Below are 8,770 nucleotides of genomic sequence, written 5' to 3' on the forward strand. Positions count from 1 at the left end.
GTCGGGGACGGTCTTGTTCTGAAAGATCCGGAAGTCGCTCTTGCGCGTGGCCAGCCACAGCCAGGGGTTCAAGCGCAGGCGGTAAGAGTAATACCGGTGGTCTTCGCCCTGCAGGCCGAAGCGGGTGACGATGCCGTCCAGGTAGCGCCGGCCGCCGCCTTCGGTCTCCACCTCCACCGTGGCGTGCTTGCCCAGCAACGCCTTGGGGTCGAGGGACTTGCTCTCGCTCAGCAGATCCACATCCAACACAAACAGCTCGCTCAAGGATTCCTTGCCCTGCAGGCGGCGAAACTGCAGCTGTTCTCCCAATGGCGTTTGGATCGTGACGCGGCGTGTCATCGTGGGCAGACCCGAAACGGGGCTGTGTCGCTGTGGTGGAAACGGCCATGATGGCTTTCCAATATGACAATTCATCGACAACGCAGTAGACCGGCTGCGTCTGGGTGGATTCCACCATTCAGCGCCATCGCGCTCCCCGCTACGGCCCGGCCATCAAAGACACTCACCCACATCGCCCGCGCCAGAAAGCCTGTTCACATGCCCCGCTTTGCCGCCAACCTGTCCCTGCTCTACCCGGAGTTCGATTTCCTCGACCGCTTCGCCGTGGCCGCACGCGATGGCTTTCGTGCGGTGGAATTTCTCTTTCCCTACGCCCACCCGCCCGCCGAACTGGCGGCGCGCCTGCAGGCCCATGGCCTCGAACAGGTGCTGTTCAACGCGCCACCGGGCCAGTGGGACGCGGGCGAGCGCGGCACGGCCTGCCTGCCGGGGCGCGAGGCGGAGTTCCGCGCCGGCATGGTGCAGGCGATCGATTACGCGCAAGCGCTGCAGTCGCCGCGCATCCACGTGATGGCGGGACTGCTGCCGGCCGGCCGCACGCGGGGCGAGGTGCGCGCCACCTATGTGGCCAATCTGCGCGTGGCAGCCGCGATGGCCGCGCCGCACGGGCTGCAGATCCTCATCGAACCCATCAACGGGCGGGACATGCCCGGCTACTTTTTGAACCGCCAGGACGAGGCCCATGCACTGCTGGCCGAGATCGGCGCGCCGAACGTTCAGGTGCAGATGGACCTGTACCACTGCCAGATCGTCGAAGGCGACCTGGCCACCCAGATCCGCCAGTACGTGCCCACGGGCCGGGTAGGCCACATCCAGATCGCGGGCGTGCCCGAGCGGCACGAGCCGGATGTGGGCGAGGTCTACTACCCCTACCTGTTCCAGTTGCTGGACGAACTGGGCTACCCGGGCTGGATCGGATGCGAATACCGGCCCGCGCGCGGCCTGGGACCGGGGGGAACCACCGCCGGGCTGGGCTGGTTGCATCAATCCCGATGAGACGGACCCGGGCCCACCGGCCACGAGCCGCCCCGATCACTTGTTCAAAGCCTTCTGCACTTCCAGCTGGAACTGGTCGCTGTTGCGCAAGCGCAGGTATTCCTGGTATGCGGCGCGGTACGCCTCTTTCTCCAGGCCATAGGAGTGCGCCAGCACGTCGTAACGGTCCACGCCCGCACGCCGCCACAGCGCGAGGTCGGCAACCACCTCTGCGCGTGTGAGGCGGCTGTCCTTTTCCTGGGCTTCGCCCGGGGGGGTCTGGGCTTGCGCAGGCAGGGCAAGCGATGCGGCCAGGGCGGCGGCCCCGAAAGCAGCCAGCATTTGGCGGGTGAGACGACGGGATGGGTTGGATTTCGTGTTCGGCATGGGAGCTCCTGTGGTGAGGGAGGGAAAGAACAAAGCCTTCCAAGGCACGGCACGCAAACGGCTCAGCGCCGCTCTGTGCCCGCCGCTGACGCAACGGGTGGCGCCGCATCGGCGAAGCGAAAGGGCCGATCGGCTGGAACGGGCGAAAGGCCGGAAAGGACGGCCGGCGGCGCTTTCTCCGGCACCCACCCGCCGCCCAGCGCCTTGAAGATGGCAATGGCCGATCTCGCGGATTCCGTTTGCGCCTGGACCTGCCCATCGAGCACGCCGAGCAGCGCCTCGTCGGCCTGCAGGACTTCGATCAGGCTGACGACGCCCTTGTCGAAAGCGGCCGCCGAAGCATCCCGCGCCCGCGTGACCGCGTCGGCACCCGCAGCCAACAGGTCGGCCTGTTCCCGTCGGCGCTGGAACGAGGACAGCGCGTTTTCCACCTCCTCGGTTGCGCGCAGCACGGCGTGGCGATAGCCTGCCAGTGCCTCGGCCTCCTGTGCCTCGGCGTACCGGATCTGGGCGTCAATGCGGCCGAAGTCGAACAGCCGCCAGCGCAGGCCCACGGTGGCGCCGGCCTGAGCCGCCCCGCCGGTGAAGAGGTTGCCGCTGGAAATGGCGGTGGCGCTGCCCAGCAGGCCGCTGAGCGAGACCTTCGGGTAATACTCGGCCACGGCAACGCCGATGCGTGCGCTGCTGGCGGCCAGCCGCCGCTCGGCGGCGATCAGGTCCGGACGGCGGCGCAGCAAGTCGCCCGGCGCACCGCCGGATCCGATCTGCGGCAGTGCCGGCACGGGGCGGGGGACGGACAACGCGGCGCGGTGGGTGCCCGGATGGGTGCCCAGCATCACGTCCATTGCGTTCATCGCGGCTTCCAGGGCTGCCTGCGATACGGGGATCGAGGCCTTTACCCGCGCGAGCGCCCCTTCGGCCTGGCGCAGTTGCAACTCCGACGCCAGGCCCTTGTCGAACCGCAACTGGATCATGGAGAGCAGCCCCTGCTGTGTCTTGACCTGCCGTTGCGCAATCTCGATGCGCGCCTGCAGGCCACGCACCATGATGTAGGTGTCGGCGATCTGCGCAGCCACCGCCAGCCGCACCGCGGCCGCTCCCGCTTGCGACCCTTCGAAGTCGCCCGGGCCGCCTGGATCCCGCGCTCGAGCCCCCCGAAAAAGTCCAGCTCCCAACCGGCGGAGAGATTGGCCTCATACGCGCTGCCGTAACGATCGAAGCCGGGGGACGAATTCAGCACCTGCCCCAGCGGGGTTTCCACTGACTGGTAAGCCCTCGATGCCTGTGCCGCAACGCCCACTGCCGGTGCCAATGCGACCCCGGCGGCCTGCAGCCCTGCCCTGGCCTGCAATACACGGGCGGACGCCTGGGCAAGCTCCCCGTTTTGCTCCAGCGCCAGCGTGACGAAATGGGTGAGCTGCGGATCACCGAAGGCCGGCCACCATGCGGCAAGGTCGGCATCCGCAAGGGCGGTTCCCGGGCTTTGCCGGGCCTGGCCAGAGTCGCCTTGGTATGCGCCGGGCATGGCCGGCACCGGCCGTACGTAATCCGGGCCGACCGCACATCCGGCGGACAGCGTGGCGACGAGGGTCATCAGAGCATGGCGAGTGCGAAACATGGGGAAATACGGTGGCTTGGATGTTGTGACTATATACGTTATTAGTCACTCGTTGTGATATTTTTGGCAGGGCGTTAAGCTCAGACCCATGAGTACCCCTACCGCTTCACCGATGCCCACGCGCGGCCCCGCCGATCACGACGTGCGGGCACAGATCGCCACCGCCGCCAAAGAGCACTTCAGCCGCTATGGCTACGAAAAAACCACCGTGTCCGACCTGGCAAAGGCCATCGGCTTCTCCAAGGCCTACGTCTATAAATTCTTCGAATCGAAACAGGTCATCGGCGAGATGATCTGCACCCACTGCCTGGCGGAAATCGAGGCCGAGATCCGACAGGCGGTGGAGGAGGGAGGCCACCCTCCCGAACAGCTGCGGCGCATGTTCAAGGCGATCGTGCAGTCCACGCTGAAGCTGCTGTCCCAGGACAGCAAGCTTTATGAGATCGCCGCGTCGGCGGCCACGGAAGGCTGGCAGTCTGCGGCCGCGTATGAAAAACGCATACGGCAGCTCCTCAACGAGATCCTCGAGGCGGGGCGCAAGTCGGGTGATTTCGAGCGCAAGACACCGTTGGACGAGGCCGGCGACGCCATCTTCCTCGTCATGCGGCCGTACCTGAATCCCTGGCTGCTGCAACACAGCCTTCACCACGCGGAGCGCGCTTCGAGCCAACTGGCCAACCTGGTGCTGCGCAGCCTTTCGCCTTGAACCGAACTTGTGACCATTGACATTAATGGTCACAAATCACAAAATCGAGTCCTGATTGTTTTTCAGGACTCCCATGCCTCGGCACTGCTCCCTGCCCCTTGCCGCGCTGTTTGCGCTGCCGCTTGCCCTTGTCGCGTGCGGCAAAAACCAACCCCCTGATCCCCGGACCGAGCCCCCTTTGGTGCGCACCGCTGTGGTTGCCCCCGGCAACGCGAGCCTGCGGGCTTTCACGGGCACAGTGGCCGCCCGCGTCCAAAGCGATCTGGGTTTTCGCGTTCCGGGCAAGGTGCTGGAGCGGCTGGTGGACGCAGGGCAGACCGTCAAGCGAGGCCAATTGCTGCTGCGCATGGACCCCATCGACCTGCGGCTTGCAGCAAACGCCCAGCAGGAATCGGTTGCGGCAGCCAAGGCCCGCGCCGAGCAGGCGAGCGACGAAGAGGCGCGGTACCGCGATCTGCGCGGCACCGGCGCCATCTCCGCGTCGGCGTATGACCAGGTCAAGGCGGCGGCCGACTCGGCAAAGGCCCAGCTCAAGGCCGCACAGGCGCAGGCGGAGGTCGCGGGCAACACCACGCGGTATGCCGAACTGGTCGCCGATGCCGATGGTGTGGTGATGGAAACGCTGGCCGAGCCCGGCCAGGTGGTGGGTGCGGGCCAGACGGTGGTACGCATCGCGCGCTCCGGCAAGCGGGAAGCGGTCATCCACGTGCCCGAAACGCTTCGGCCCACCGTGGGCTCCAACGCGCAGGCGACGCTGTTCGGCAGCGAAGGCACGCCGGTGCAAGCCCGGCTGCGCCAGCTGTCCGATTCGGCCGACCGCGTGACCCGCACCTTCGAGGCACGCTATGTGCTCGAAGGCCCGCTGGCACAGGCCCCCCTCGGAACCACCGTCACGGTGCGCCTTCCGGGCGGCGCCCGCCCTGGAGCCCCTGCCTTGCGGGTCCCCCTGGGCGCCATCGTGGACGAGGGCCAAGGCGCTGCCGTGTGGCAGGTCCAGGGCACGCAGGTGTCTCGCCGGCCCGTCTCGATCGCCAGCATCGAGGACGACCAGGCCTATGTCACGGGCTCGCTCAAGGAAGGCGACACGATCGTGGCGCTTGGGGCCCACCTGCTGCGTGAAGGAGCCTCGGTCCGCTTGGCAGACGCAGTGCCGGTGAAGACGCTGGCGCCTGCGGGAGCCGGCCGTGAGTGAGGGACGCTTCAACCTTTCCGCGCTGGCGGTCCGCGAGCGCTCCATCACGCTCTTCCTGATCCTCCTGATCTCGCTGGCGGGCGTGGTCTCTTTCCTGAAACTGGGCCGCGCCGAGGACCCCGCCTTCACCGTCAAGGTGATGACCATCGTCACGGCATGGCCTGGTGCAACAGCGCAGGAAATGCAGGATCAGGTGGCTGAAAAGCTCGAAAAGCGGTTGCAGGAACTGCGCTGGTACGACCGCACCGAAACATTCACCCGGCCAGGACTGGCGTTCACCACCCTCACGCTACAGGACTCGACCCCGCCGTCCACGGTGCAGGAAGAGTTCTACCAGGCGCGCAAGAAACTCGGCGACGAGGCCCGCAACCTCCCGGGCGGCGTGATCGGCCCGATGGTGAACGACGAATACGCCGACGTCACGTTCGCCTTGTATGCCCTCAAGGCGCAGGGCGAGCCGCAGCGGGTACTGGCCCGCGATGCGGAAGCGCTGCGGCAGCGCCTGCTGCACGTGCCAGGGGTCAAGAAAATCAACATCATTGGCGAGCAATCCGAGCGCATCTATGTCGAGTTCTCACACGAGCGGCTGGCAACGCTGGGCATCGGACCGCAGGAGATATTCACCGCGTTGAACAACCAGAACGCGCTGACCCCCGCGGGCTCCATCGAAACGAAGGGCCCGCAGATCTTCATCCGCATCGATGGCGCGCTGGACGAACTGCAGAAAATCCGCAACACACCGATCGCCGCGCAGGGCCGCACGGTGGTGCTCTCGGACATTGCCACCGTCAAGCGTGGCTACGAAGACCCCTCGACCTTTCTGATCCGCAACGGCGGAGAACCGGCATTGCTGATCGGCGTGGTCATGCGCGATGGCTGGAACGGCCTCGACCTGGGCAAGGCGCTGGACACCGAGGTGACAGCGATCAACGCCGGCATGCCGTTGGGCATGGCCCTGTCCAAGGTCACCGATCAATCCGTGAACATCAGTGCCTCGGTGGATGAATTCATGGTCAAGTTCTTCGCGGCCCTCGTGGTTGTGATGGTGGTCTGCTTCGTCAGCATGGGCTGGCGCGTGGGCGTGGTGGTGGCCGCCGCCGTGCCCCTCACGCTGGCCGCGGTGTTCGTGATCATGGCGGCCACCGGCAAGAACTTCGACCGCATCACGCTCGGCTCGCTCATCCTCGCACTGGGCCTGCTGGTGGACGATGCCATCATTGCGATCGAGATGATGGTGGTGAAGATGGAGGAAGGCTTCAGCCGCACGGCCGCTTCCGCCTACGCATGGAGCCACACCGCAGCGCCGATGCTCTCGGGAACGCTGGTCACCGCCGTGGGTTTCATGCCCAACGGCTTCGCGCGCTCTACCGCGGGCGAATACACCAGCAACATGTTCTGGATCGTGGGCATCGCGCTGATCGTCTCCTGGGTGGTCGCGGTGGTGTTCACGCCCTACCTGGGCGTGAAGATGCTGCCAGACCTGAAGAAAATCGAAGGTGGCCACGCTGCGATGTACGACACGCCGCGCTACGCCCGCTTTCGCCGCACGCTGGAAAGCGTCATCGCGCGCAAGTGGCTCGTGGTGGCCGCCGTCGTACTGGCGATGGTGCTGGCCGTACTGGGCATGGGCGTCGTGAAAAAGCAGTTCTTCCCGACATCGGACCGCCCCGAAGTGCTGGTGGAAATCCAGATGCCGTATGGCACGTCAATTGATCAGACCAGCGTGGCCACGGAAAAAGTGGAAACGTGGCTGTCAAAACAGCCCGAGTCGAAAATCGTCACGGCCTACGTCGGCCAGGGTGCGCCCCGTTTCTTCCTGGCCATCTCGCCGGAACTGCCGGACCCGTCGTTCGCGAAGATCGTGGTGCGCACCGACAACCAGGATGAGCGCGAAGCCCTCAAGGCGCGCCTGCGCGATGCGATTGCCCAGGGGCTCGCCCCCGAGGCCAGGGTTCGCGTCACGCAGTTGGTGTTCGGCCCCTACTCGCCTTTTCCGGTGGCCTACCGCGTTTCGGGACCCGACCCCGCAAAGCTGCGCGTGATCGCATCGCAGATGCAAGAGACGATGCAGTCGGATCCGATGATGCGCACGGTGAACGTGGACTGGGGCGTTCGCACCCCGGCACTGCACTTCAAGCTGCAGCAAGACCGCCTGCAGGCCGTCGGCCTGACATCGGCCGGGGTTGCCCAGCAATTGCAGTTCCTGCTCAGCGGCGTGCCCGTGACATCGGTGCGCGAAGACATCCGCACGGTCCAGATCACGGCCCGGTCCGCTGGCGCGAACCGTCTGGACCCGGCAAAGGTTGCGGACTTCACGCTCACGACGGTGACGGGCCAGCGAATTCCGCTCTCGCAATTGGGCGAGTTCGAGATCCGCATGGAAGAACCGATCCTGCGGCGCCGCGACCGCATGCCGACCATCACGGTACGGGGCGACATTGCGGAGGACCTGCAGCCACCGGACGTGTCCACAGCGATCTCCCGGAAATTGCAGCCGATCAAGGATGCATTGCCAGCGGGCTACCGCATCGATGAAGCAGGCGCCATCGAGGAGTCCGGCAAAGCGATGGCGGCGATGATTCCCCTGTTCCCGATCATGATCGCCGTGACCCTGATGATCATCATCCTGCAGGTACGCTCGATGTCCGCGATGGTGATGGTGTTCCTGACCAGCCCGCTGGGCCTGATCGGCGTCGTGCCCATGCTCCTGGTGTTCCAACAACCGTTCGGCATCAACGCGCTCGTCGGGCTGATCGCACTGTCGGGGATCCTGATGCGCAACACCCTGATTCTGATCGGGCAGATCCAGCACAACGAACAGGAGGGACTCGACCCGTTCCACGCCGTCGTGGAGGCCACCGTGCAGCGGGCCCGCCCGGTCATCCTGACCGCTTTGGCGGCCGTCCTGGCGTTCATTCCGCTCACGCATTCGGTTTTCTGGGGAACGCTGGCGTACACCCTGATCGGCGGCACCTTGGCGGGGACGGTGCTGACACTGGTCTTCCTGCCCGCCATGTATTCGATCTGGTTCGGAATCCAGCCTGCGGGGCCAAAGCCGGGGACCGCCATGGCCGCGTGAACCCGCATGCGCCGTGGTTGTCCCGGGGTGCGGGACGACTCGGGCGCCCCTGAGCGCCGGCCGGCGCGGGAAAAGCCGCCGCGCTCCGGGCCTTGCGCCATTGGCTGACACAGCGGGCGGCCCAACGAGGATGAAATGGCACATCGCCCGGCGCCTCGCCCGCCGGCCTGTCCTTCACTCCCACCGACCATTCCCATGCCACGCCTTTCCCAGAAAACCGCCCTCGTCACCGGCAGCACCCAGGGCATCGGTGCCGCGATCGCGCTGCGCTTCGCCCGCGAGGGCGCCGACGTCGTGCTCAATGGCCGCAAGCCCGATGGCGGTCCGCGCGAACTCATCGAACAGATCCAGGCACTGGGCCGCCGCGCGGTCTACGTGCCGGCCGACATCGGCACCGCCAGCGCGGCCACCGCGCTGGTCGAGCGCGCGGTCGAGGCGCTGGGCGGCCTGGACATCCTGGTCAACAACGCCGGC

7 protein-coding genes and 1 pseudogene are annotated in these 8,770 nt (G+C 66.3%); 5 read left to right on the plus strand and 3 right to left on the minus strand.

Annotated features, from left to right (window positions below; genetic code table 11):
• Positions 1-339, minus strand: a 339-nt coding sequence (locus tag AC27IQ_RS15140) for a contractile injection system protein, VgrG/Pvc8 family (RefSeq protein ID WP_487089945.1), incomplete at its 3' end; no start/stop codon positions are given.
• A gap of 198 nt (positions 340-537) precedes the next feature.
• On the opposite strand from AC27IQ_RS15140, the gene otnI reads away from it, so the two are divergent.
• On the plus strand, positions 538-1,335 hold the full coding sequence (gene otnI, locus AC27IQ_RS15145; protein ID WP_487089946.1) for a 2-oxo-tetronate isomerase: 798 nt from the start codon (positions 538-540) through the stop codon (positions 1,333-1,335).
• A 36-nt stretch (positions 1,336-1,371) separates the two neighbouring features.
• Here the strand turns inward: otnI and AC27IQ_RS15150 are convergent, their stop codons facing one another.
• Both AC27IQ_RS15150 and AC27IQ_RS15155 read right to left on the minus strand, forming a co-directional pair.
• A complete protein-coding gene (locus AC27IQ_RS15150; RefSeq protein WP_487089947.1) occupies positions 1,372-1,701 on the minus strand; it encodes a DUF4148 domain-containing protein in 330 nt (109 codons plus the stop codon).
• A gap of 62 nt (positions 1,702-1,763) precedes the next feature.
• Positions 1,764-3,319 (minus strand): annotated as a pseudogene (locus tag AC27IQ_RS15155) (efflux transporter outer membrane subunit).
• Between the two features lie 88 nt (positions 3,320-3,407).
• Between AC27IQ_RS15155 and AC27IQ_RS15160 the strand changes: the two are divergent.
• The 4 genes from AC27IQ_RS15160 to AC27IQ_RS15175 all read left to right on the plus strand — a co-directional run.
• Positions 3,408-4,025: a TetR/AcrR family transcriptional regulator gene (locus tag AC27IQ_RS15160; RefSeq protein ID WP_317352440.1), complete on the plus strand. Its 618-nt coding sequence runs from the start codon at positions 3,408-3,410 to the stop codon at positions 4,023-4,025.
• Between the two features lie 73 nt (positions 4,026-4,098).
• Complete coding sequence (locus AC27IQ_RS15165) at positions 4,099-5,217, plus strand: efflux RND transporter periplasmic adaptor subunit (RefSeq protein WP_487089948.1); 1,119 nt, start codon at positions 4,099-4,101, stop codon at positions 5,215-5,217.
• Entirely contained in the window at positions 5,210-8,296 is a 3,087-nt protein-coding gene (locus AC27IQ_RS15170; RefSeq protein WP_487089949.1) for an efflux RND transporter permease subunit, read from the plus strand. The genes AC27IQ_RS15165 and AC27IQ_RS15170 overlap by 8 nt, the downstream gene beginning before the upstream one ends.
• 195 nt (positions 8,297-8,491) lie before the next feature.
• Positions 8,492-8,770 (plus strand): SDR family NAD(P)-dependent oxidoreductase (locus tag AC27IQ_RS15175; RefSeq protein WP_487089950.1); only part of this gene is annotated, 279 nt, incomplete at its 3' end.

It is taken from the genome of Acidovorax sp. KPB24-07 (assembly GCF_057543315.1).